Origin of the sequence: Kribbella hippodromi (assembly GCF_039531045.1) — a bacterium.
Lineage (GTDB): Bacteria > Actinomycetota > Actinomycetes > Propionibacteriales > Kribbellaceae > Kribbella > Kribbella hippodromi.
Genome location: NZ_BAAAPH010000008.1, coordinates 206413 through 229615 on the forward strand (window position 1 = coordinate 206413; position 23203 = coordinate 229615).

A 23203-nucleotide genomic window follows, 5' to 3' on the forward strand; every position below is an offset into this window, starting at 1 on the left:
TTCACTGCGGATGGGTGGTCAGTGCCGCGGTGTACTCGAGGTCGGCGTCGCCATATCGCAGGGTCAGCATGCCGCCTGACAACAGCGGTACCTGGTTCGGCTTGATCTCGGTTTGGAGCAGCCAGGTGCAGCCGCCGCTGACTGCAGAGCCAATGACGAAAGAAAGGCCCTCGATCCTGAGGTCTTCGCCGCCGGTGATCAGGATCGACGGTCTTTGCGGCCATGGGGGCACCGCCCCGTCAGCTACTACTCCGATGAACAGCAACGTCTTGTTCGGGCTGAGCCACAGGCCGGTGTGGAAAACTGTCGCGCCATCGCGCGCGACACCTACCTGAGCTGGGGCGAGCAGTGCGGTCAGGTTCGTACTCTCACCGGTTGGCATGCGGTTCCTCCATCAGGGTCGGCCGGAGCTAGTGGACTTGTTCTTCCAGGGAGCGGGTTCGGAAGTGGGTGGGGCTTAGGTGGTTTACGGCGGTGAACTGGCGGGAGAAGTAGAGGGGGTCGGTGTAGCCGACGGCGTGGGCGATGTCGGCGATGGGGTCTCGGGTGGTGATGAGGAGCTGGCGGGCTCGGGCCATGCGGAGGCGTTTGGTGTACTCGACGACGGTGTACCCGGTGGCGTCGCGGAAGCGGGCGGAGAAGTGGGATGTGCTGAAACCGGCCATCGCGGCGAGGGCCGGAACGGAGAGTGGAGTCGCCAGGTTTTCCCGCATGTACGTCTGTACGCGGGCGATGGACTGGTGATTGCCGGCGCGGTTGCTGCGTTCCGCGGCCAGCCGGGCGAGGAGGTGCCAGGCGGCGCCGGCGGCGGCGGTCAGGCTTGCCTGGGTTTCGTCGGCGGCCAGGTCGTCGCAGATGGAGGCGACCAGCTCGACCAACCGGATCGGGTCGGCCATCAGGCCGGTCGGGCGTTCCGGGGTGAGCCCGACGGCGCTCAGCAGTGCGGGCAGGTCTGAACCGGCCAGGTGCAACCACCAGATGGACCAGGGTTTGTCCGGGTCGGCGTAGTAGCTGTGCGGCACCCGCGGCGGGATGATCACGAACTGCCCGGCCTCGACGTCGCAGCGCGAATTGTCCATCTCGACCCAGCCGGAACCCTCGGTGCACATGATCACGATCGCCTGCGGGGAACCGCGCAGCCGGGACCGTGCGTGCCGGGTCGCGTGCGGGAAGTACCCGGCATCGGTCACCAGCAGGTGTGAAGTCGGCGGCCGCCGCAGTGCCTCGTGGACCAGCGGGCGCGGCAGGATCAGCAACCGCCCGCCGGGATACTCACGCCTGTGGTACATGGCCAGAGCCTCCTCGGATCAGAGATTTGTCCATACTCCTCAGAGATTCTTCCATTCCCGGTCGCGCCGACGGCTCTTAGCGTTCGGTCATGCGCCTCCGACCGGAGGTCCTGACGAGAGGCAGGCCATGACCTACGTCCCGGTCCCGATCCCGGCCCATCTGCCCGAGCGGCTCGCGATCTCCTTGTGGGACTTCTCCTGGTACGTCCGCACCGGGCCCGGCGAGCCGTTCGCCGACCTGGACAAGGCGTTCGCCGAGGCGGTGGATCGCGGGTACAACACGATCCGGATCTGTGCGATGCCCTATCTGTTGTTCGGCAGCGGACTGGACACCACGGCCGTACGCCTCGGGCCGCTCGGCAACGGGTACGCGCAGCGGGTCCGTTGGTACGACGTCGCCGAACCCACCGTGATCGACGGCCGCGCCCACCTGCGCGCCTTGTTCGAGGCGGCCAAGCGGCACGACTGCTACGTGATTCTGTCGTCGTGGGAGTACCAGCAGAGCTCCTCCTTCGCGGAAAGTCCGGCCTGGTGCGAGGCGCTGCTGGCCATCGCACCGGAGGACCGCGCCGAGGCTCAGGCGCACGCGCTGGCGGACCTGATCGACTTCCTCGCCGAGCATGAGCTCGACGACCGCATCGCGTTCACCGAGATCCACAACGAGGTGCAGGTCGGCCGCCTCACCGACGGCCTCACCAGGGCGGAGGGCGAGCAGTTGGCGGCACTTCGCCCGCGGCTGGAGCGGGCGCTCGACGCGTTCCACCGCCGTCACCCTGACCGCCCGGTCACCGTGAACTACGCCCGCGTACCGGTTGGCGAAATGCGCGCGATTCCCGAGCAGATCGACGTACTGGTCACGCACCCGTACATCTACGGCGTACTGCAAGACCTGTACACGACCTATGGCCTGCGCGGACCGGTCGAGGACTTCGATCAGGCGCGCGTATCCCGGGAACTGCTACGGCCCGGCGCGCCGCCGCTGAGCGAGTGGGCACCGGATGAACCATGGCGATGGGAAGCCACCATCGTGGCCAAGCCGGAGATCTACGTCCACGACTGGTGTGACCCCGAGGCCTTCGATCGTTGGCTGTACCGGCGACACCAGTCCTGGGATCACGCCATGACCGTGAAACTCCAGCTCTGGTTGCAGGTCGCCCGCGACTGGGCGATCGAGCACGGCGTACCGCTGGTGTTCGGCGAAGGCTGGGTCGGGTACACCCCGCGCGACGCCCGGTACGAGGAAGGTCCGGTCGGCGCGGAGTTCTGCCGGCTGGCCGTCGACGAGTCCACCAAGGTCGGTGCCTGGGGCACCATCGTCTGCTCCAACGCCGCGCCACAGCACTTCATGTGGTCCGACGTCACCCTCCAGCGGCAGTGCAACGCGGCTTTCCTGGCCGGCACGCCGACCGCGGCCGCCGCGTACTGAGGCCCGAATCCCGATCAGGAAGGCCACACCATGACGAACCACGAACTGTCCCGCCGTACCGTGCTACGCGCCGCCGGCCTGGTCGGCGGCGGTCTGATGGCCGCCCCGCTGTTGTCGGCCTGCGGCGGTTCCGGCAAGGACGGCACCGGTGGTACCAAGTCCGGCCCGGTGACGCTCGACTTCTGGACGCACGACCCGGGGTACGTGAAGACGTTCACCGCGATGTCGAAGACCTACACCGATCCGTTCCAGTACACGCTGAAGTTCACCAATCTGGCCGCGGACGCGGTGGTGACCAAGATGCTGGCGCAGGCGCAAGCGAAGACCGGTACGCCGGACATCGTCGGTGTCGAGGTCAGCCAGTTCCCGCGGACGATGAAGAACAACATCGCGAAGTCGATCTTCGTGAACTGGACGGAGCTGTTGTCGGACACGGAGAAGAAGGATCTGCTCCGTTTGACCGACTACTCCGTCGACGGGCAGACGTACGGGCTGGAGTCCGACACCTGCCCGACGGTGCTGTACTACCGGCAGGACCTGTTCGAGAAGCTCGGTATCGATCCCAACGTCGCGACCTGGGAGGAGCTGCGGCAGGCCGGCGCCAAGTCCGGCAAGGCGTTCGGGATCGCCGGAAACGGTACGCCGGGCGACGCGATGGGTACCTTCCAGCAGCTGTACCAGCAGCGCGGCAAGAACATCTTCGATGCCGACGGCAACGCCCAGATCGACACCCCTGAGGCCGTCGAGGTGCTCCAGTTCATGCTGGACAGCGTCAAGAGCGGGTTCTTCCTCACCGTCCCGGATCCGTACGGCGCCCCGAACGCGGCAGCGTTGAAGAGCGAGAAGCTGATCGCCACCTTCATGCCGAGCTGGTACCTCGCGTACGGGCTGGTGGCGAACGTACCCGATCAGAAGGGCAAGTGGCGGGCGCGCAAGCTGCCGAAGTTCGCCGCCGGTGGCAGCTTCGGCGCGACGCTGGGCGGTACCGGGTTCGCGGTGTTCAAGGACAAGCCGGGGACGACCGCAGGCGTCGATCTGGTCCGGAAGACCTACCTGACCAAGGAAGGGCAGTTGCTGCGGTTCAAGACGGCCGGCTACCTGCCGACAATGAAGTCGCTGTACACCGATCCGGATTTCACGTCGTTCCAGGCCGAGTACCTGGGCGGTCAGAAGGTCTTCGAGGTGTACCAGGGCGTCGCCGACGCGGCACCGCCGTACTACCAAAACGCCAATGTGTCGGTCCTGCGTGATGTGGTCGGCGGGCAGATCCAGCAGGTGCTGGCCGGCAAGGCGACTCCGGCCGACGCGCTGAAGAAGGCGGCGAGCGACTTCCAGAAGCAATCGCAATGAGCACCGCAACGCGCGACACCACCGCGCCGCCGCGAAGCCGCGCCGAGGCACCGCGGCGTCGGCAGCCGCTGCGGTTACGCCTCGCCCCGTACGTGTTCATCTCGCCGTTCTACCTGCTGTTCCTGATCTTCCTGCTGGTCCCGATCCTCGTCGGCCTGTACCTGTCCTTCACCGAATGGGCCGGCCTGGGTACGCCCGAGATGGTTGGCCTGGCCAACTACCGGCGGCTGTTCGGCGACGACCAGTTCTATCTGTCGTTGCGGAACACGCTGTTCTTCGTCCTGGTCGCGATGGTGGTCGTGGTCCCGTTGGCCTTGATGGTGGCCCAAGCGCTCAACACCCGCGGTCTGCGCGGCCGCGACCTGTTCCGGGTCGTGTACTTCACGCCGATCGTGCTGTCGCCGATTGTCATCGTGCTGGTGTTCCAGCTGTTCTTCGACAAGAACTTCGGACTGCTCAACGCGGTCCTGCAGGCCGTACTCGGTTCGGGCGGGATCGACTGGCTCGGCGACCCGTGGTGGGCCCGGGTCAGTGTCGCGATCCTGATCGTGTGGCGATGGACGGGGTACCTGGTGATCTTCTTCCTCGCCGGACTGCAGGGCGTACCGCGGGAACTGCACGAGGCGGCCGAGATCGACGGCGCCGGCCCGGTCAAACGCTTCCTGTACGTCACACTGCCCGCACTGAAACCGGTCACTGCGTTCATCGTGGTGACAAGTTTGGTCGGGACCGCGCAGATCTTCGACGAGCCGTACCTGCTGACCGGCGGCGGCCCGAACTTCGCCACCTTGACGGTCGGCATCTTCATCTACCGCGCCGCCTTCCAGCGCCAGGAGCTCGGGTACGCGGCCGCCGCCGGGGTCGTGCTCTTCGTCGTCGTGTTCGTGATCGGGCAAGTCGCGAACCGGCTGCTCGGCGTGGGAAGGAATGCCGAATGACTGCCGTCACCGCATCACCTCGCGTCGTTCCACCGCGCCGCCGTCGACCGATCAGCGCCGGCCGTACCGCGGTGTACGTAGCGCTGACCGTGATCGCGGCGGTCGTCGTCGTTCCACTGGTGTGGACGTTGTCGACGTCCTTCAAGAAGCGCGGCGACATGTTCGCGTACCCGCCGGCACCGTTGCCGAATCCGCCGACCTTCGAGAACTACCGGCATCTGTTTCAGCAGGCGCCGTTCAGCAGCTGGTTCCTGACCACGGTGATTGTCGCGGTCATTTCCACCGCGCTGGCGGTGTTCGTCTGTTCGCTGGCCGGATTCGGTTTCGCAATGTACCGATTCCGGGGCAAGAACTTCTTGTTCAACTTCATGTTCGGGTCGCTCGCGGTGCCGTACATCGTCGTACTGCTGCCGCTGTTCGTGATCCTGACCCAGGTCGGGCTGACCGAGCCGTTCTTCGCGATGATCGTGCCGTGGATCGCACCCGCGTTCGGCATTTTCATGATGCGGCAGTACATCGAGCAGACCATTCCACCCCAGCTGCTCGAAGCGGGCCGGGTGGATGGGTGCGGGGAGTTCCGCATCTTTCTCGGGATCGTGCTCCCGATCCTGCGCCCGGCGATCGGCGCGCTGGCGGTGTGGAATTTCATCAACAGCTACAACTCGTTCCTCTGGCCGTTGATGATCGTGAACGACCCCAACCGGTACACCCTCTCCCTGGGGCTCGCCAATCTCTACGGTTCACAGAGCCGGCAGATCGACCTGGTCATGGCCGGCGCGGTCCTGGCCGCCGTACCGTCCCTGGTTGTCTTCTTCCTGCTCCGCAAGCAACTGCTGGAAGGCCTAACCGCCGGTTCCGTCAAATCCTGACCGGGCATGCCGGGCCGGGGCGCGCCGGCCCGGCATTGGTCAGAGGGTGGTCGTTGTGGCTTCACCTCGGTTGCCGTTGGCACCGATCGGGACGAGTTCGAAGGTCCGGCCGGCGGTGAGGTCGACCGACTCGGCGAAGAAGACGTCGCGGTGGACGCGGCCGAGCCAGCGAGTACTGTCACCGGAGGTTTGCAGGATGTCGTACGCGTACGCATCCGAACGCACTGACCAGGCGAAGGTCAGGTGCCGGGTGGACGCGGCGCCCGGGCCCGCGTCCGCGACCTTGAAGTCGCTGACTTGGCCGGGGGCCTTGTGGATGGCGTTGACGTCGTCGAGCAGGACCTTTCCGAGGTGGCCGGTTCCGCTTGTCCGCAAGGAGATCCGGGCGATCGGGTCCTTGCTCTTGTGGACCAGGCCGCGGAACTCGGTCCAGCCGGCGCGCGGTTTGCCCGGTACGAGCTTGGTCCACGTGATCTTGTCCGGTGCCGATCGCCGGGTGAGCCCGATCTCGACGGTGGTCAGGCCCGCGGCCATGACCTGGATCTTCGTGTGGGCGGTCTGGGCGATGTCGGTTTTGAACAAGTGCATGACGCCGGTGCCGGACAGTGCGAGACTGTGCGCGCCCTCGTACGCGATGCTCTCGTCGAGTGTCACGGTCAGGCCGTCGGTCCAGTACTGCCAAGTCAGTGATCGGTCCGCGCAGCCCTGGTTGTCCCAGCCGCTGTCCCGGACCTGCTTGCCGTCGAGGTAGAACGTGCTGCCGACGCCGAGGTTGAAGCTGGTCACGATCGGGAACGCGCCGTACGGCGACCGTTCGGCGATCGCATGCGCGACACCGTCGAACTTCCGGTAGTTCAGGACATCCCGGCGGTACGGCGGTTTGCGCGGGATCTGCCGCCCGGAGCTGGCCGGATTTCCGGTCGGGCCGGACCAGAAACGCTGCTCGAGGTCGCGATAGGTGGCCCGTCCTTCCGGTGTCATGACGATGCCGTCGTTCGCGGCGCCGAGCCAGTAGTTGTCCTCGACGAACAACCCGACCGAGATCGGTCCCGGGTGTCCTGGGTAGGAGTAGTCGGCGAAGCATTCCGCCGGGTTGAAACCCCCTTGCTGATGCTCGACGCCGGCGAACGCGACCGCGCGCGGGTCGAAGCCGGCAGCGGTCGCGGTCTTCGCGCTCGCGGTCAGGTCCTTGTCGGTGTACGGCCAGCCGTAGTTGATGAAGATCGAGTCGACGGTCGGATCGCCGGGCGTGCCGAGCCAGCCGACATTCCGGTCGTTCAGCATGTTCTGGTAGTCCAGGTCGCCGTTCGGCAGGTCGGCGTCGTAGTACTGCAGGTAGAAGTGGGGGTCCTGCGCCTTGAGGTAGCGGAACAGATCGCGCAGTTTGCCGGCCTGAGCGGCGGTGATCGTCGCCTCCTGGTTGATGAACAGGCCGTCGAACCCGAAGTACTTGCGGATCTCGATCAGCTTGTCGCCGACCGGGAACGAGCCGTCCGCCGCCTGGACCAGGAACTCGTCGAAGTCGACCCCGCTACGCGGCCAGAACCAGCCGCCGATCGTCTTCACGCCGTTCTTGTGCGCGGCCTCGGTCCAGCCCGGGTTGGGGATGTCGATGACGCCGTAGTTCCGCCCCGGCGCGCCCGGGGTGGCGACCACATCGCTGGGTACGGAGGGCAGCACCTGCCCGTGCCACGTACCCCAGACGTCGATGTACGGCCAGAATCGCTGGGTGTAGACGTGCCCTTCGAGGCCGATCGGCTGGTTGCGGCCCTCGTAGATCGAGCCGGCATCGTCGAAGCTGAGGGTCGACAGTTGCACGCCGGGGTCCAGCTCCGGGTGTGCCTGCGTCGGCGTGAACGGCGCGATCCGGGATGCGAGCGGGATCAGACAGCGCAGATGCGGGCCCCAGGGATGCGTAGCCGGGTCGAAGGCGAGCAGGTCGGCCGGGTTCCACCCGTACGTCGACGGACCGGGTGGAATGCCACCCGAGCCCGGCTTGGGCACCGCAGCCGTACCCAGCGCCGTAGCATCCGCTTGCGCGCCCAACCCGCTGCCGGTCGTCGCGGCCGCCGGCCCCGTGCCGCTGATCCCCGCCAGCGCCGCCGCGAGCCCCACCCCGCCAACCGTGATCAAAGTCCGCCGGGAGACCTGCTGTGGATCCGTCATCGCCTCACGCTCCCCAGATATACCGGTTTAGTTAGCACCGCATCATAGGGACGACATACCCACAACAGAAGAGCTGAACTGGTTTTGCTTGTTAGTGCTGACAAAGGTGACGGTGCCGGAGTGGAACGCGAGTTCGTGGGATCTCTGAGATTGCTCTCAGGTTCGAGGTGGACCGGTTGGGGTACCGGAGGGCGGGTGTACTGACGGGGAGGTTGGCTGGTGGTTGCGGTGACGCGGAGTGTGGCGGACCTGGCCTGGTTTCGGCGGGAGTTGGAGCGGGAGCGCGAGTTCCGGCTCGAGCAGCTCATTCACCTGTCGTACGAAGTGAGCGATCCGGCCCGGGCCGATGTCAGGACCAAGCTGACGGTCGGCGCGCGGCACGCGCTGGCGGAGATCGATGCGGCGCTGTTCCGGATCTCCAAGGGGAAGTTCGGGACGTGTGAACTCTGCGGGCGCCCGATCTCCGTGCAGGTCTTGGCGGCCTGCCCGGCGACCAGGTTGTGCCTGTCATGCGAGCGCTGACGCCGGCTCCAGGTACGGCGTCACGTTCCGCAGCGCACGATCGACGTACTCCTGCTTCTCGCCGACCGGAGCCACGTAGTCCATCGCGCCAGCCGCCGCGGTCAGCCCGTGCAGGCGGGCGATTGTCCACGTGGCCAAGTACGTCGAGGCAAGGCATCCACCGGCCGTGGCGAGGTTGCCTCGGGCAAAGAACGGCTGGTTGAGTACGTTCACGCCGGCCGCGACGACCCATGGTTTCGTGGTCACATCCGTGCACGCCGGGACGTCCGCCAGCAAGCCGAGCTTCGCCAGTACGAGCGTGCCGGAGCACTGTGCGGCCAGCAGCTGGCGGCGTACGTCGAGTTGGCGCAAGGTCTGCATGATGGCCGTATCCTCGACCACCTCGCGGGTCCGGCGGCCGCTGCCGACGATGACCGCGTCGGCGGTGCAGGCTTCGTCCAGATCGATGGTCGCGTCGATCGTCACGCCGTTCATCGAGGTCACGCGCGGAGTCGGGGCAGCGATCGACACCTTCCAGCCGGGCGCGCTGACCCGGTTCAGGATGCCGAGGGCGATCAGTGAGTCGAGTTCGTTGTAGCCGTCGAAGGTCAGGATCGCGGTGTGCATACCGGCAGGCTAGGTCGGTCAGTTCATGACTGTCCAAGAATTGTCATGCATACAATCGCGGGTGTGAGAACACCGAAGTACAAGGCGCTGGTCGACACCCTGGCCGGGCAGATCCGGGCCGGGCGGTTGCCGGCCGGGCATCGGCTGCCGACGCACCGGCGGCTCGCTTCGGACGAAGGCATCGCCCTCGTGACGGCCTCCCGGGTGTACGCGGAGCTGGAAGCGATGGGGTTGATCAGTTCCGAGCAAGGGCGCGGGACCTTCGTACGCGACCTTGCAGTGACGCCCGGTGAAGGGATCTCCGAACGGGAGGTCGCCGCCGACGCCGTCGACCTGAGTTTCAATTCGCCGTCGGTGCCGGGCCAGGCGGACCTGCTGCGACAGGCGTTGCGCGACCTGGCCGGCGCCGGTGATCTCGACGCGTTGTTGCGCTACCAGCCGCATCGCGGCCGCGGCCAGGATCGCGCCGCGGTCGCCCGCCACCTACGCCGCCGCGGACTCGACGTCGGCCGCGAGCGCATCCTGCTCGTGAACGGCGCCCAGCACGGCCTCGCGGTGACAGCGATGGCGCTGTTCAAACCGGGCGACGTGATTGCTGTCGACGCCGTCACCTACTACGGCTTCATCGTGCTCGCCCGCACGCTGGGCCTGGAGCTGGCGCCCGTACCGATCAGTGAGCACGGCCCCGACCTCGACGCACTCGAAGGCCTGTGCCGATCCCGCCGCGTACGCGCGATCTTCGCGATGCCGACAATGCACAACCCACTCGGCCTGGTGTACGACGAGCCGCAGCGTACGCGGTTGGCAGCCATCGCCGCCCGCCACGATGTACTGATCGTCGAAGACGCCTCCTACGCGTACCTCGCCGACAATCCGCCACCGCCCTTGGCGGCCTTCGCGCCCGACCGCACTGTGTACGTTTCCAGTCTTTCGAAGAGCGTCGCGAGTGGTCTGCGGATCGGCTTCGTCGCCGCACCGGTCGAGTTGGTGCCCACGTTCGAACGCATCATCCGCGTCACCACTTGGCAGACACCGGCGCTGAACTCGGCGATCGCCTGCCGCTGGCTGGACGACGGTACGGTCGACCGGCTGGAGAAGGACAAACGTCTGGACGCCCAGCACCGACAGGCGATTGCCGACGAAGTACTTGCCGGGCTGCCGTCAGTACGCCACGCCTCGTCGTACTTCCGCTGGCTCCCGCTACCGCCGGACGCCCGACCGGACCGAATCGCCGCAACCCTGGCCGCAGACCGAATCGCCGTCTCCACGGGCGAACCGTTCGCCCCCGCACCACCACCCCCACAAGCCCTCCGCCTGGCGCTCGGCTCCGTCCCCCTCCCCACCCTCCGCACCGCCCTGCACCAAGTCCGCCAAACAATCGAATCCGACACCTCCCGCTAGGGTCGCGGTGGGGTTGGCGGGGGTGACCGGTGGGTCAGGGGTGGTGATCGCTGTGGATCATCAGGATGGTGCAGGGCTCGGGGGTGAGGCGGCGGAAGCGGTGCTGGGTGTTGCCGGGGTACGTGGCGGAATCGCGGGGGGCGAGGGTGGTGAAGGTGCTGGTGGTGTCGCCGGGTTCGCGGGTTTCGAGTTCCAGGTGGCCGGTGACGACGTACAGGAATTCGGGGCGGGCGTGGGTGAAGAATTCCTCGTACTCGGTGCCGATCTCGCTGAACTCGGTGACGTCGACGCCTTCCTGGTGCAGTAACAGGCGGGTGCCTTCGCCGAGGAGCGGCGGCTCGGCGGCTTCAGGGGCCGGCGAGACCGAGGCCAGCAGGGCTTGCTGGGTGGTGCCTAGTGCTTCGGCGATCAGGAAGAGCGATCGCATCGACGGGCGGGCCCGGCCGCGCTCGACCTGGCTGAGGAACGGGTGCGACAGACCGGTTGCCTCGGCCACCTCGACCAGCGTCCGGCCTTGGCGGTGCCGCAGTTGCCTGATCGCGGTGCCCAGCTGAACGTCCACGTCCTTCAGATTCATCTCGCGCCCTGCTCCGTCCAGCTCGCCGCATCGTTCCCGAGGTCGTCACGCGCACCCAACGATCTCACCGGGGCGGGCTCGGGGCCCGGGTGACGGCGAGCCGGGTGGGCTTCCCCGGCTTGGCCGGCGCGCCGGACTTGATGCGCTTCCCGGGCTGGTCCGGCACAGCCGGCGGGTTGGGCACAGCGGGTGGGTTAGGCACAGCCGACACAGCCGGCACAGTGGACTCAGCGGCACCCGCCAGCAACGCATCGACGGCCTCCGCCGAGTATGCGCCGCGGACCAGCTGCCGGCTGAGCCCGATGGTGCTGCTCTCGTCGGCGACCCGGGTCGGCGTGACGCGCAGGTCCTGCAGGGCCCGGGCGACGGTGTCGGCGCGTACCTGCTCCTCGATCACGCCCGCGACAACATCGAGCCGCCCAAGCGAACCACCGAGCACAAGCCGCGCCGGATTCACCGTTGCGACGATCGACGCGACCGTACGACCGACTCGCCGCGCCGCCGCCTTCAGCGCATCGAGCACCACCGGATCACCATCGAGCGCGGCACGAACCACGTCGTCCAGGTCGTGCAGACCGAGATCGCGAAGAATCGCCCGGCCGGACGCCCACGCGGCCAAGCAGCCGGACCGTCCGCAGGTACAGCGCGGGCCGTCGTCGGTGATCCGGATGTGGCCGATGTCCCCGGCCGCTCCGTTCGCGCCGTCGATGACGTTGCCGTTGACAACTATCCCGGCGCCGATGCCGTGCGAGTACTTGACTGCCAGCAGAATCCCGTCGTCAGCGGTCGCCGCGGCCTCGCCGAGGGCCAGCGCGCGGGCGTCGTTCTCGATCAGGACCGGCACGCCCCAGCGGTCGCGGAGGTGCCCGGCGAGGTCGTAGTCCTCCCAGTGCCGCATCGTCGTACCCTCCAGCAGCCGCCCGGTGGCCGGGTCGACCGGGCTCGGGATGCCCATCCCGACGCCGACGAGCCGGGCCGCGCTGTCGGCCCGCAGCAGCGCATCGCCCTGGTCGAGCAGCTGGGGGATGAGCTGGTCCGGCGGCTGGGAGGTGTCGAGCCGCAACGTCTCCATCCGGAGCGTACGACCGGCGAGGTCCGCGACCGCGATCCGGCCGCGGAGCTGACCGAGGTCGAAGATCAGCACCACCCGGTCGCGGTCGTCGAAGCGCAGCAACTGCGCGGGGCGCCCGCCGTCGGAGCTGGCCGCGCCCGCCTCGTACACGAGATTGGCCCGGAACAACTGGTCGAGCCGCTCGAAGAGGGTGGTCCGCGAAACGCCGGTCGCGGCCAGCAACTGCTGCCTGGTCCAGCCCGGCCGGCTGCGGATCAGCGCGAAGATGTGCCCGGCCGACGCCGACCCACCGGGCGCCGGCGCGCCGGCGGCCGACCCACCAGCACTCGAGCCGGCACTCGAGCCGGCACTCGAGGAATCGGCAGCTACGGCTTCCGGCGGTTCGGAGCTCACGCGCGCATCGGTCCCCTCGATGGTGTGCCTTGACGTACGACGGCTACCCTAGTTACGTTCAGTCAGCATACTAAAGTCCAGGGATCATCCAAAGCCCGAGACGAGAGAGGTCGCCGCCATGACCGTCGACGCGACCCTGGCCGAGGGCGCCGCGCAGGTGCTGCGCGACAACGACAACGGAGTGATCCTGGTCGCTGCCCCGAGCCTGTACCCGCACCAGTGGAGCTGGGACGCCGCCTTCATCACCGTCGGGCTGGCCCGGGTGTCGGTGCCGCGCGCGCTGGCCGAGCTGTCCTGGCTGCTCGGCGCGCAGTGGAAGACCGGGATGATCCCGCACATCGTCTTCGACGCCGCCGACGGCTACTTCCCCGGCCCGGAGCGCTGGCGCACCGAGCTGTCTCCGAACCGTCCGGCCACTCCGCCCACGTCGGGGATCTGTCAGCCGCCAGTGCACAGCCTGGCGCTGGCCGCGATCGTCGAGGCGGCCCGGCACGGCAGTGCGGCGGATCGGAGGATGGCGACGGAGTTCGTCCGCGACACGCTCGACCAGTGGCTGGCCTGGCACGAATGGCTCGCGACCGTACGCGACCCGGATCGCACCGGCCTGTTCGAGATCCATCACAGCTGGGAATCCGGGATGGACAACTCGCCGCGCTGGGACGCGCCGTACACCCGAGTCACGCCCGGTGCGATGGAGCCCTTCGTACGCCGCGATCTCGCGCACGTGGAGGACGCGACCGAGCGCCCGACCGACCTGGATTACCGCCGGTACATCTGGCTGGTCGACCAAATGGCCTCGGTGCGGTACGACGACGCCGAGGTACAACGCGTGATCGACTTCCGGGTGAGCGATGTGTTCAGCTCGGCGCTGCTCGCGCTGTCCAGCGATGTGCTGGCGGAGCTGGCCGACACGGTCGGCCGGCAGGACGCCGCGGATCGGCTGCGGGCGATCGCCAAGCGGTCGCGGGACGGGGTCGCGGCCTCGGTGTCGCCGGCGACCGGGCTGGCGCAGGATCGCGATGTGCGGACCGGTGAGTGGTTGTCGACAGCAACCGTCGGTGGGTTCGCGCCGCTGTTGTGCGGCGGTGATCCGGGGCTGGTCTCAGCCCAGCGGGAGTCGTTCCTCGGCCCGGAGTGGTGCGGGCATCCGGAGCTTCGGCACGCGGTACCGCCGACGACCTCCCCGGCGGATGCGGCGTTCGACCCGCGGCGGTACTGGCGCGGCCCGCAGTGGCCGGTGATCAACTGGCTGTTCGCGCGCGCGGCTGTTGAGCGCGGGGACGACGAGTTGGCCGGCCTGCTGCGGGAGGAGTCACTGCGGCAGCTCAGCGATGGCAGTTTCTCCGAGTACTACCACCCGCTGAGCGGAGCCGCGCTGGGCAGCCGCAACCAGTCCTGGACCGCCGCCGTCGCCCTGGACTGGCTAGGTCGAGCCTGGTAGCCCAGCCCAGCCCAGCCGCGACCTGGCCTGCTGCACGTCCTAGCCCACTGAGTTCACCACGTTGAGCGGTGCCTCCCCGCCCAGGACGCGGCGCAGGTTCTCCCCGACCATGGCGCGTACGCGGACGCGCGACTGGTGTGAGTTCGCCGCAATGTGCGGCGTCAGATAGACGTTGGGCAGATCGTGCAGCGGCGAAGCCGGGTCCAGCGGCTCGGGATCGAAAACGTCCAGCGCCGCGCCGGCGGGGTGCCCCTCCCGGAGGCCGGCGGTCAGCGCATCCGTGTCGATCAGACCGCCGCGGGCGCAGTTCACCAGGATCGCGCCCGGCTTCATCCGCTTGAACTCCGCGGCGCCGAACATCCCGCGGGTGTCGGCGTTGAGCGGTAGATGCAGGCTGATCACATCCGCTTCGGCGAGCAGTGTGTCGAGGGTGACCGGGCGGGCGTTGGGTACGTCGAGCGGGCGGCGCGCCACGTACATCACCTCCGCCCCGAACCCCTGCACTCGCTGGGAAACCTCGCGCGCCACCGCGCCCATGCCAACCAGACCGATCCGCAGCGCGCCAAGCTCATCGGCCAGGCCGGTGCGGTTGCGGAGCACGTTGAGGATGGCCATCAGTACCCAGTCGGCTACCGCGGGAGCGTTGGCGCCGGGCGTGTTCGCGACCGGGATGCCCTGCGCCGCGGCCTGGGCGATGTCGATGGAGTCATAGCCGACGGCAGGCTGCTGGATGAAGCGGCACCGCTTCATCGCCGCGATCGCAGCCTGATCGAGCAGGTACCGGCGGGCCGCGTCCGCGATCACCACGTCGGCGTCGCGGACCAGCTCGTGCAGTTCATCGCGGTCGCCGCGGCCGGAGGCGATCCTGATCTGCAGCTGATCGGTCCCGGCCAGTTCACGGACGAGCGCCTCGTCGTACGCCGACAAGCATGCGACGACGTCAGAGTTCGCGTACGTCATGAATGGCCTCCTCCTTCAGGCGCATGCCGAGACCGGGCGTGGTCGGTGCGTGGATGACGCCCTCCACCGGGCGGATCGGATCAGCGAGGAAGTGCTGGTACAGCGGACCGAGCCGCAGCAAGTACTCCATCTCCGGAATCAAGCCCGGCGACGCCGAGAACGTGAGCGCCGCGTTGCACTGCAGCGACTGCCCGTGTGGGATGAACTGCCGCCCGGCCGCCGAGATCAGCGCCCCGATCCGGTTCATCTCGCTGATCCCGCCGCCCCAATGCGGATCGGCCTGGTACAGGTCGAGCGGCGCGTGCCGCAGCAACCGGGCAATGCCCCAGTGCGTGTACTCGTGCTCACCGCCCGCGAGCTGCGTGCGCCCGCCGACGAGATCGCGCAACGCGGCCAGCCCGGCGGTATCGTCAGGGAGCAGCGGTTCTTCGATCCAGCGCAGCCGCAGGTGCTCGGTCTCCCGCGCGACCGCGACCGTGAACGGGATGTCCCACGAGTTCCACGCGTCCAGCATGATCTCGAGGTCGTCGCCACCGGCCGCACGGACCGTCTCGACCAGCTCGACGACCTTGCGGACCCCCGTGCGCCCGTCATTCGGCCCCCAGCGCGGGAACCACTTCAACCCGCGGAACCCGAGCGCGCGGAGTTCCTTGGTCCGCGCCGCGACCGCCTCGGGCTCCAGCGAATCGCCCAGCGTCGAGGCGTACGCGGGCGCGGCGTCGCGGGTCGGTCCACCGAGCAGCACGTGCGCCGGTACGCCGAAGTGCTGCCCGCGGATGTCCCACAGTGCGCAGTCGAGCGCGGACAGTGCGAGCATGCCGGCGCCGGCGCGGCCGTGGATCATCGACCGGTAGGCGATGTCCCAGACGCGGGCGCCCGCGAGCGGGTCCAGACCGACGACGGTGTTGCGCAAGGTGGTCCGCAGCAGGTGCGCCTGGTCGCTCGACAGGACGGCGGTGGTGCCGGTGAGGCCCTCGTCGGTGTCGACGTGCAGGAACAGCTGCCGAACCTCGAGCATGCCGTCGTCGCGGCGGACCAGTTGCTCTGGGTCACGATCGGCGTACTCCGGGTAGAGGTCGACCGGGCGGCGCAGGCGCTGGTCCCACAACGGCCGGTCGGCGGGCAGCGCGCCGACGTACTCGACGCAGCGGATGCCGGAGATCCTCACACTGTCACCTCGAAAATAGATCTGTTCAGCAGGTGTACAAAAAGCCGGATGATCAGGCTACAGTGTTGACACTCTCAACATCGAGGCTCAACCCGAACCCGAGGTGACGTCAAGTGCCTGAAGATCCGACGCTCGCGGTCGCCGCGGGTGGCGTGCGGCGCCCGGAAGGGGCGGCCGGGCGGATGGTCGGGCGTTCGGTCCCCAGTGACCAGGCGCGGGCGGCCGTCGACGGCCGGCTCGAGTACGTGACCGATCGCCGCCTGCCCGGCATGCTGCACGGCGCCGTGCTGCGGGCGAAGGTCCCGCACGCGCGGATCCTCCGGATCGACACCACCGCCGCCCGGGCGATGGCCGGCGTACGCGCGGTCGTGCTGGCCGCGGACGTCCCGTTCAACCTGCTCGGTCCGAGCGAGGCGAACGGCCCGGTGCTGGCCGCGACGACGATCCGGCAGGTCGGCGATCCGCTGGCGCTGGTGGCCGCGGTCGACGAGGGTACGGCCCGCCGCGCCGCCGAGGCGATCGTGGTGGAGCTCGAACCGCTGCCGGTGGTGGCCGACGCGGCGGCGGCGCTCAGCCCCGATGCGACGCCCTTGTACCCGACCGGGAACGAGGCAGGCCGGATCTCGTTCGCGTCCGGCGATGTCGAAACCGCGCTGGAGGCCGCCGACACGGTGATCGAGCGCGACGTCTTCACGCCCGCCCAGGAACACGTCGCGATCGACACCCCGGGTGGCGTCGCGGTCTGGGAGAGCGGTCGGGTGACGATCTGGTGCGGCTCGCAGAACCCCGGGCTGCACACCCGGCAGGTGGCGCGCGCGATGGGCGTCGAGGTAGCGGACGTCCGGATGATCGCCGGCCCGGTCGGTGGCGCGTTCGGCGCCCGGAACGACGACCCGATGCCGACCCTGCTCGCCGTCCTCGCGAAGGCGGCCGGGAAGCCGGTGGCGATGCGGATGACCCGCGAGGAGACGATGATCTCGGGCGCCAAGCGGCACCCGTTCAGTACCCGGCTGCGGCTCGGGATCGATGCCGACGGCAAGTTCATCGCGAGTGACATGACCGCGGTCGCCGACACCGGTCCGTACCTGACTTCCGGTCCGTTTGTTTTGAAGACGTCCGCGGAGATGTCGGTCGGGCCGTACCGGATGGGCGTCGCCCGGTATGACGGGCGGGTCGCGCACACCAACAATGCGAATGCCGGCGCGTTCCGCGGGTACGGCGTACCTCAGGTCGCTTTCCCGCTGGAGACCGCGATCGACGAGGCGGCCGAGCGGCTCGGCGTGGACCCGGTCGAGCTGCGGATGCGCAACCTGCTGCGCGGCGGCGAGCGGCACGGCCTGTACGGACACGTGATCACCACCGGCCTGCGCGCCGCCGAGACCCTGCAAGCGGCGGCCGGCGACGAATGGTGGGCGGACCGGAAAGCCTGGCAGGCGAAGGCGCAGGGCCCGTGGCGGCGCGGCACCGGGATCGCCCTGGCGGTGAAGGGGGTCGGCATGGGCAGTGGTCGCGGCGACGCGGCGCGCGCCCGGCTGATCATCTCGCTCGACGGCCGGATCCGGATCTGGGCCGGTCCGAACCACACCGGCCAGGCGATCGACGTCGCGTACCGGCAAGTCGCTGCGGACACGCTCGGGTTGCCCGCTGACCAGATCGAGGTCGTTGTCGGTGACACCCAGCTCGTTCCCGAGTCCGGTGCGACCGCGGCGTCGCGCAGCATGTACGCCGGTGGTGCCGCCGTTCGCGCGGTCTGCCGGCAGTTGCTGGAGGCGGCGGGCGAGCACTCGCTGGACGATCTGCCCACGCTCGCGGCCAAGCTGGTCGCGGACGAGCGCGCCGAGTTCGAGGCGACCTTCCACTTGCCGGACGTGAGCGACACCGGGCTGATCGATCCCGAAGAGCTCGGCACGTACGCGCCGCACCTCGTCTACGGCGCGTCGGCGCAGGTGGTCCGGCTGGAAGTGAACGAGCTGACCGGCGAGATCCGGGTGCTGGGTGTCGTCTGTGCCGTGGACTGCGGGACGGCGATCAACCCCGGTGCCGTGATCGGCCAGGCCGAGGGCGGCGTCGCGCAAGGGCTCGGCTTCGCGCTGATGGAGGACTACCGGCTTGCCGATGGGCAACCGGTGACACGCAGTCTGGAGAACTACTTGATCCCGACGATCCGCGACGTACCCGAGATCCGCACCTTGCTGATCGCGGGAGACGAGCCGAGCGGCCCGATGGGCGCGAAGGGAATGGCCGAAGTGGTGATTGTGCCGACTGCCGCTGCGGTCGCGGCGGCGGTGGCGGACGCGGTCGGGGTACGGCCGGACCGGTTGCCGATCACGCCGGAGATGCTGCTGATGGCGCGGGCGTCATGAAAGTCAACGGGCATCTGGTGACGTCGCCGGAGCCGGACACCCGGCTGCTGGACTACCTGCGCGACGAGCTCGGGCTGACCGGCAGCAAAGAAGGCTGCGGGATGGGCGAGTGCGGCAGCTGCACGGTGCTGATCGACGGGCGTCCGGCGTGCTCGTGCCTGGTGCTCACCGGGCAGGTCGCGGCGGCCGAGATCGTCACGGTGGAAGGGATCGCCGAGCATCCGCTGGGGCCGGCGCTGCAGGAGGCCTTGATCAAAAATCAAGCCGTGCAGTGCGGGTTCTGTACGGCGGGGATCGTGGTTTCGGCGGCCGCGCTGCTGGCCGAGGAGGCTGATCCGGACGAGGACCGGATGCACGCGGCGCTGGAGGGAAACCTCTGCCGGTGTACGGGGTACGGCGCGATCACGCGGGCGCTCCGGAGTGTGCGCCGATGATGATTTCGCCGGACTCCACGATCGAGCTGGCCACCGTGTCGGGCGAGGGGAATTTGCTTGCCGGGGGCACCGATGTGCTGGTGCAGCGGCGGGACGGGCGGGACTTCGGGACGCTGGTGGATGTCACGAACCTGGCGGACGCGCCGGCTGTGGTGGAGCGGCGGGACGGGTTGCTGGTGTTGTCCGCGTTGGCGCCGATCGCGAAGATTGATCGGCAGTTGGGGGAGGCGCTGCCGGGGTTGCGGATGGCGATTGCTTGTTTCGCGTCGCAGCAGATCCGGAACCGGGCGACGCTGGGTGGAAATCTGGCAAATGCTTCGCCTGCCGCTGATTGTGTGCCGCCGTTGGTGGCTGCTGAGGCCGTGCTGGTGTTGCGGTCGGCGGCCGGTGCTCGGCGGGTGCCGGTTGAAGAGTTTGCGCAGGGACCGCGGCGGACTTGTCTGCGGGCCGGCGAGTGGGTGCATGCGGTCGAGGTGCCGGACTTGAGCGATCGGGTCGAGGGTTTCCGGAAGATCGCCGGGCGGCGCGCGCTGGCGATCTCGGTCGCCAGCCTGGCGTGGTCCTGGCGAGAAACGCCGGATGGCCTGAAGGACGTCCGCCTGGCGGCTGGAGCTGTCGCACCAACCGTCATCCGCTGCAAGCAAACCGAAGCCCTGCTCAACGCCGAACAGCCGACTGCTCGCGCCGAACAGCCGACGGCTCGTGCCGAACAGGCGACGGCTCGCGCCGAGCAGGCAACCGCCCCAACAGCTCGCGCCGAGCAGCCGGCCGGTCGTCCGCTGGCCGCGGCGGGCGTGACGCGGGCTGCGGTCACGGCCGCGTTGCAGGCTGACATTTCGCCTATTGACGACTTGCGCGCTAGTGCCGCGTACCGGCGGGCGGCGTTGGCCGGGGTGCTGGTTGAGGCGCTGGGTGCTCATCTACTGGAGGTTTTGTGAAGACATCCGCCACGATTCGGCTCGATCAGCCGGTCACCGATGCGGCCGAGTTGTCCCGGCGCGCCGAGGACCTGGGGTTCGACGGTGTCTGGGTCGCCGATCACTACTTCCATCGCGACGCCAGTGCCGCGCTGTCGCTGATGGCTACCGCGACCACCCGCGTCACCCTCGGCACCGCGGTGACCAGCCCGCTGCTGCGGCACCCGGCACTGCTCGCCAGCCTGGCCGGTTCGATCAACGAGATCAGCGGCGGCCGTCTCGTCCTGGGCGTCGGCCCGGGCGGGTACGAGTTCGCCACCGAGCTGGGTACGCCGATCAAACGGCCCCTCGGCTTGACCAGAGAAACCGTCCGGATCGTCCGTGGATTGATGGCAGGCCCAACAACCGAGGCCGGCGACACGTTCCGTACCCAGAACGCCGCGCTGAAGTTCAGCGCGCCGCCGGCACCGGTGTACCTGGCCGCCCGTGGTCCGAAGATGCTCCGGCTGGCCGGTGAGATCTCCGACGGGGTGATCACGCACGGACTGAGCGCCGGCCACATCGAGTACGTGATCGACCAGGTGTCCGTGACCGAGCAGCGTCCGCGGGTCGTCGTGATGCTCGACGTCCAGGTCGACGAGGACCGCGGCCGGGCGCTGGATGCGCTGCGGCCACGCTGCCTGAACATGGCCGGTGGCTCGTACGCCGACGAACTGATCGAGATCTACGGCCTGAACCGGCCGGACGTCGAGCGGTTGCGCGCGGCCGTACGCTCCGGCGACCGCGACGCGGCGACCGCGCTCGTCACCGACGAAATGGTCGACGCCTTCACCATCGCCGGGCCGACGGCACACGTCGCGGACCGGCTGTCCGAGCTGGCGAGCTTCGGCGTCGACGAGGTGATCCTCTCGACCGCGGCCGGCGGCCTGGACGAAACCACGAACAGCTTGACCGAACTGGCGAAAGCAGTGATCCGATGAACTTGCCGAAAACCGCCGCCGTCCTGGGTTCCGGGGCCGGTGCCCTGTCCTGCGCGATGGAGATGTCGCTGGCCGGGATCGAGGTGACCGTTGCCGACTTCCCGCAGTTCGCGAGCGGCATCGAGGCACTCGCCGACACCGGTGTGATCAAGCTGAAGTGCCCGTGGCACGGGGTCGACGAGGCGCCGATCGCGGGTACGTCGACCAGCCCGGCGCAGGCGGCCCGTGACAACGAGCTGATCCTGGTTTCGGTGCCCGCGTTCGGGCACGAGACCTTCGCCGAACTGCTCGCCGAGGTCCTGGTCGACGGGCAGTCGGTGGTCTGGATGGGCGAGGGCGGCGGCGCGCTGGCGCTGGCCGCAGCGCTCCGGCGGGCGGACCGGAAGCTCGATATCCAGATCGCCGAGTCGAACAGCCTCCCGTACGGCGCCCGGGTGCGCGCGCCGGGTCTGATCACCGCTTCGCGCAAGGCCGGTGGTACTCGGGTGGCCGGGTTACCGGCCGGCAACGGGCTGATCGAGGTCGTCACCACGATCTGGCCGTGGCTCAGCCCAGCCGAGAACGTCTGGGAGACGATGCTCCTGAACTTCAACGCGATCGACCATGTCGCGCCGATCATCTGCAACCTCGGCGCGGTCGAAGGCCGAACGGCTCCGTACCTGCTGTGGGGCGAAGGGTCGACCCCGGCGGTGTCCCGCGTGATCGAGTACGTGGACGCGGAACTGCTCGCGATCCGGGCCGCGCTCGGCCTGAAGGACCGCGCCGGGTACGCCGACTACCTGGTCGAGCAGGGCTTCGCGGCCAAGCGTGGCGAGACGCTGCACGAGACCTTGCAGTCGTCGGCCTTCGCGAGCAGCACGATCGCGACCGGCCCGGACGCGCTGAACAGCCGGTACATCACCGAGGACGTACCGTACGCGCTGGTGCCGCTGTCCTCGCTGGGCGACGAGCTGGGCGTACCGACGCCGACGATCGACAGCCTGATCCAGCTCGCCGGGATCGCGACCGAGACCGACTTCTGGAAGGTCGGCCGGACCCTGGCCGACCTCGGACTGGACGGCGCGGGCAAGGACGGCCTGCTGGCAGCAGCACGGGACGGCTGGTGGTAACCGCGGTCCGGGACGGGACCGTTGCCGAAGCCAACGACCTGAACCTCCCGGCGGACCTTTCGGTGGCGGGAAAGGTGGTGCTGCCCGGCCTGGTGAACGGGCACGACCACCTGCGCTCGCTGCTGCCGTTCACGCGGCGCTCCGACACCAGCGCGCTGGCCGACCTGATCGAGGCCGGCCGGCTCGCCGGAACGGCCGCGACCGCCGAGGACTACCGCGCGCTCACGGCACTCGCGTCCGCCCGGCAGGTGCTCTCCGGGGTGGTCTCCGCTGTCGATCACGTCTACCCGCTGCATGACGAAGCGATGCTGCGGGCAGTCGTCGAAGGGCACGCGGAAGCCGGGTTGCGCGGGCAGATCGCGTACGGCGTGAGTACCGCGATCGATCTTGACCGGGCAGTGGCCGCCGCGGACGACGTCGTACCCGCCGAACGGCTGTACTTGGCGCCGGTGTCGCTGCGGCAGACCTCCGTGGACGACTACCGGGCGTCCGTCGCGGCCGCGGAGCGTACTGGGCTCAGGCTCTACACCCACATCGCCGAGACGCGGGACGAGGTCGAGCGTTGCCAGGCCGAGACTGGCCTGCGGCCGATCGAGTTCCTGCACAGCATCGGCTTCCTGCGACCCGGTACGGTCCTCGTCCACTGCGTGCAGGTCAACGACGCGGAGATCGAGCTGCTCGCGCAGAACTCGGTATCCGTCGTGTACTGCCCGTCGAATCACCTGAAACTCGCGAAGGGCTTCGCGCCGGTCCTGGCGATGCGTGACGCCGGGGTCCGGGTGTGCCTTGGGATCGACGGCATGACCGACCTGTTCACCGAAATGCGGCAGGCCGTGTACGCCCAGGGATCGGCCGCCGCCCGTCCGGGCGCGCTGACCACCGAATCCGCCTGGCGGATGGGAACCACCGACGGGTCCGCGGCGATCGGCGACGGCGACCCTGGTTTGATCACAGTCGCCGCTGACGACGTACGCCTCGCGCCACTCGTCGATCCGGTGCATGCGCTGGTCCATCGCGGTTCGGGCCCGCAGGTACGCGACGTGCTGGTGGACGGCGAACTCGTCGTCCGCGACGGCGAGCTGGTCAAGGCCGACCTGGCCGAGTTGACCGAGCGGGCCTGGAAGGCGACTCGCGGCATCGCGGAACGCACCGGCAAGGAGGTGCGGTCCGACTGGAACTGGCAGCAGAACTGACGTTCCCCGGCCGGCGGCGCCCCCTTACG

At 68.8% G+C, this 23203-nt stretch carries 21 protein-coding genes; 13 read left to right on the forward strand and 8 right to left on the reverse strand.

Going from position 1 to position 23203, the window contains the following annotated elements; genetic code table 11:
* Position 1: 1 nt before the first annotated feature.
* On the reverse strand, positions 2-382 hold the full coding sequence (locus tag ABD260_RS14945) for a hypothetical protein (protein ID WP_344234097.1): 381 nt from the start codon (positions 380-382) through the stop codon (positions 2-4).
* A gap of 28 nt (positions 383-410) precedes the next feature.
* Entirely contained in the window at positions 411-1289 is an 879-nt protein-coding gene (locus tag ABD260_RS14950) for an AraC family transcriptional regulator (RefSeq protein ID WP_344234099.1), read from the reverse strand.
* Between the two features lie 127 nt (positions 1290-1416).
* Here ABD260_RS14950 and ABD260_RS14955 point away from each other — a divergent pair, with 127 nt between their 5' ends.
* The 4 genes from ABD260_RS14955 to ABD260_RS14970 are packed head-to-tail and all read left to right on the forward strand — an operon-like array spanning position 1417 to position 5872.
* On the forward strand, positions 1417-2715 hold the full coding sequence (locus tag ABD260_RS14955) for a cellulase-like family protein (protein WP_344234100.1): 1299 nt from the start codon (positions 1417-1419) through the stop codon (positions 2713-2715).
* A gap of 30 nt (positions 2716-2745) precedes the next feature.
* Positions 2746-4065: an ABC transporter substrate-binding protein gene (locus ABD260_RS14960; RefSeq protein ID WP_344234101.1), complete on the forward strand. Its 1320-nt coding sequence runs from the start codon at positions 2746-2748 to the stop codon at positions 4063-4065.
* Positions 4062-5003, forward strand: coding sequence for a carbohydrate ABC transporter permease (locus ABD260_RS14965; RefSeq protein ID WP_344234102.1), 942 nt, complete (start codon positions 4062-4064; stop codon positions 5001-5003). The genes ABD260_RS14960 and ABD260_RS14965 overlap by 4 nt, the downstream gene beginning before the upstream one ends.
* Entirely contained in the window at positions 5000-5872 is an 873-nt protein-coding gene (locus ABD260_RS14970) for a carbohydrate ABC transporter permease (protein ID WP_344234103.1), read from the forward strand. The genes ABD260_RS14965 and ABD260_RS14970 overlap by 4 nt, the downstream gene beginning before the upstream one ends.
* A 39-nt stretch (positions 5873-5911) precedes the next feature.
* On the opposite strand, the gene ABD260_RS14975 is transcribed toward ABD260_RS14970, so the two are convergent.
* Positions 5912-8038 carry an endo-beta-N-acetylglucosaminidase gene (locus ABD260_RS14975; RefSeq protein ID WP_344234104.1) on the reverse strand — a complete coding sequence of 709 codons (2127 nt, stop codon included), beginning with the start codon at positions 8036-8038 and terminating at the stop codon, positions 5912-5914.
* A 228-nt stretch (positions 8039-8266) separates the two neighbouring features.
* Here ABD260_RS14975 and ABD260_RS14980 point away from each other — a divergent pair, with 228 nt between their 5' ends.
* On the forward strand, positions 8267-8560 hold the full coding sequence (locus ABD260_RS14980) for a TraR/DksA family transcriptional regulator (RefSeq protein ID WP_344234105.1): 294 nt from the start codon (positions 8267-8269) through the stop codon (positions 8558-8560).
* Here the strand turns inward: ABD260_RS14980 and ABD260_RS14985 are convergent.
* On the reverse strand, positions 8546-9166 hold the full coding sequence (locus ABD260_RS14985) for a DJ-1/PfpI family protein (RefSeq protein WP_344234106.1): 621 nt from the start codon (positions 9164-9166) through the stop codon (positions 8546-8548). The genes ABD260_RS14980 and ABD260_RS14985 overlap by 15 nt on opposite strands.
* Before the next feature lie 63 nt (positions 9167-9229).
* On the opposite strand from ABD260_RS14985, the gene ABD260_RS14990 reads away from it, so the two are divergent.
* Positions 9230-10567, forward strand: coding sequence for an aminotransferase-like domain-containing protein (locus tag ABD260_RS14990; RefSeq protein WP_344234107.1), 1338 nt, complete (start codon positions 9230-9232; stop codon positions 10565-10567).
* Positions 10568-10601: 34 nt separating this feature from the next.
* Here the strand turns inward: ABD260_RS14990 and ABD260_RS14995 are convergent, their stop codons facing one another.
* Both ABD260_RS14995 and ABD260_RS15000 read right to left on the reverse strand, forming a co-directional pair.
* Positions 10602-11144 carry a helix-turn-helix domain-containing protein gene (locus ABD260_RS14995; RefSeq protein ID WP_344234108.1) on the reverse strand — a complete coding sequence of 181 codons (543 nt, stop codon included), beginning with the start codon at positions 11142-11144 and terminating at the stop codon, positions 10602-10604.
* 64 nt (positions 11145-11208) lie between these two features.
* On the reverse strand, positions 11209-12609 hold the full coding sequence (locus ABD260_RS15000) for an ROK family protein (protein ID WP_344234109.1): 1401 nt from the start codon (positions 12607-12609) through the stop codon (positions 11209-11211).
* Between the two features lie 118 nt (positions 12610-12727).
* Between ABD260_RS15000 and ggh the strand changes: the two genes are divergently transcribed.
* Entirely contained in the window at positions 12728-14050 is a 1323-nt protein-coding gene (gene ggh / locus ABD260_RS15005; protein WP_344234110.1) for a glucosylglycerate hydrolase, read from the forward strand.
* 39 nt (positions 14051-14089) lie between these two features.
* On the opposite strand, the gene ABD260_RS15010 is transcribed toward ggh, so the two are convergent.
* Both ABD260_RS15010 and ABD260_RS15015 read right to left on the reverse strand, forming a co-directional pair.
* Positions 14090-15010 carry a 2-hydroxyacid dehydrogenase gene (locus ABD260_RS15010; protein ID WP_344234111.1) on the reverse strand — a complete coding sequence of 307 codons (921 nt, stop codon included), beginning with the start codon at positions 15008-15010 and terminating at the stop codon, positions 14090-14092.
* Positions 14991-16178: an enolase C-terminal domain-like protein gene (locus ABD260_RS15015; RefSeq protein WP_344234112.1), complete on the reverse strand. Its 1188-nt coding sequence runs from the start codon at positions 16176-16178 to the stop codon at positions 14991-14993. Before ABD260_RS15015 ends, ABD260_RS15010 begins: the two co-directional genes overlap by 20 nt.
* A gap of 113 nt (positions 16179-16291) precedes the next feature.
* On the opposite strand from ABD260_RS15015, the gene ABD260_RS15020 reads away from it, so the two are divergent.
* Genes ABD260_RS15020 through ABD260_RS15045 form a run of 6 tightly spaced genes read left to right on the forward strand, consistent with a single transcriptional unit; the run spans position 16292 to position 23174 of the window.
* A complete protein-coding gene (locus tag ABD260_RS15020; protein ID WP_344234113.1) occupies positions 16292-18541 on the forward strand; it encodes a xanthine dehydrogenase family protein molybdopterin-binding subunit in 2250 nt (749 codons plus the stop codon).
* The gene (locus ABD260_RS15025; RefSeq protein WP_344234114.1) at positions 18538-18975 is read left to right on the forward strand and encodes a (2Fe-2S)-binding protein; all 438 of its coding nucleotides are present in this window, start codon (positions 18538-18540) and stop codon (positions 18973-18975) included. Before ABD260_RS15020 ends, ABD260_RS15025 begins: the two co-directional genes overlap by 4 nt.
* The gene (locus tag ABD260_RS15030) at positions 18972-19913 is read left to right on the forward strand and encodes an FAD binding domain-containing protein (RefSeq protein ID WP_344234115.1); all 942 of its coding nucleotides are present in this window, start codon (positions 18972-18974) and stop codon (positions 19911-19913) included. The genes ABD260_RS15025 and ABD260_RS15030 overlap by 4 nt, the downstream gene beginning before the upstream one ends.
* Positions 19910-20872, forward strand: a complete 963-nt coding sequence (locus ABD260_RS15035; protein ID WP_344234116.1) for an LLM class flavin-dependent oxidoreductase — start codon at positions 19910-19912, stop codon at positions 20870-20872. The genes ABD260_RS15030 and ABD260_RS15035 overlap by 4 nt, the downstream gene beginning before the upstream one ends.
* Entirely contained in the window at positions 20869-21981 is a 1113-nt protein-coding gene (locus ABD260_RS15040) for an NAD/NADP octopine/nopaline dehydrogenase family protein (protein WP_344234117.1), read from the forward strand. The genes ABD260_RS15035 and ABD260_RS15040 overlap by 4 nt, the downstream gene beginning before the upstream one ends.
* Positions 21975-23174, forward strand: a complete 1200-nt coding sequence (locus ABD260_RS15045) for an amidohydrolase family protein (protein WP_344234118.1) — start codon at positions 21975-21977, stop codon at positions 23172-23174. Before ABD260_RS15040 ends, ABD260_RS15045 begins: the two co-directional genes overlap by 7 nt.
* The last annotated feature ends 29 nt before the right edge of the window (positions 23175-23203 follow it).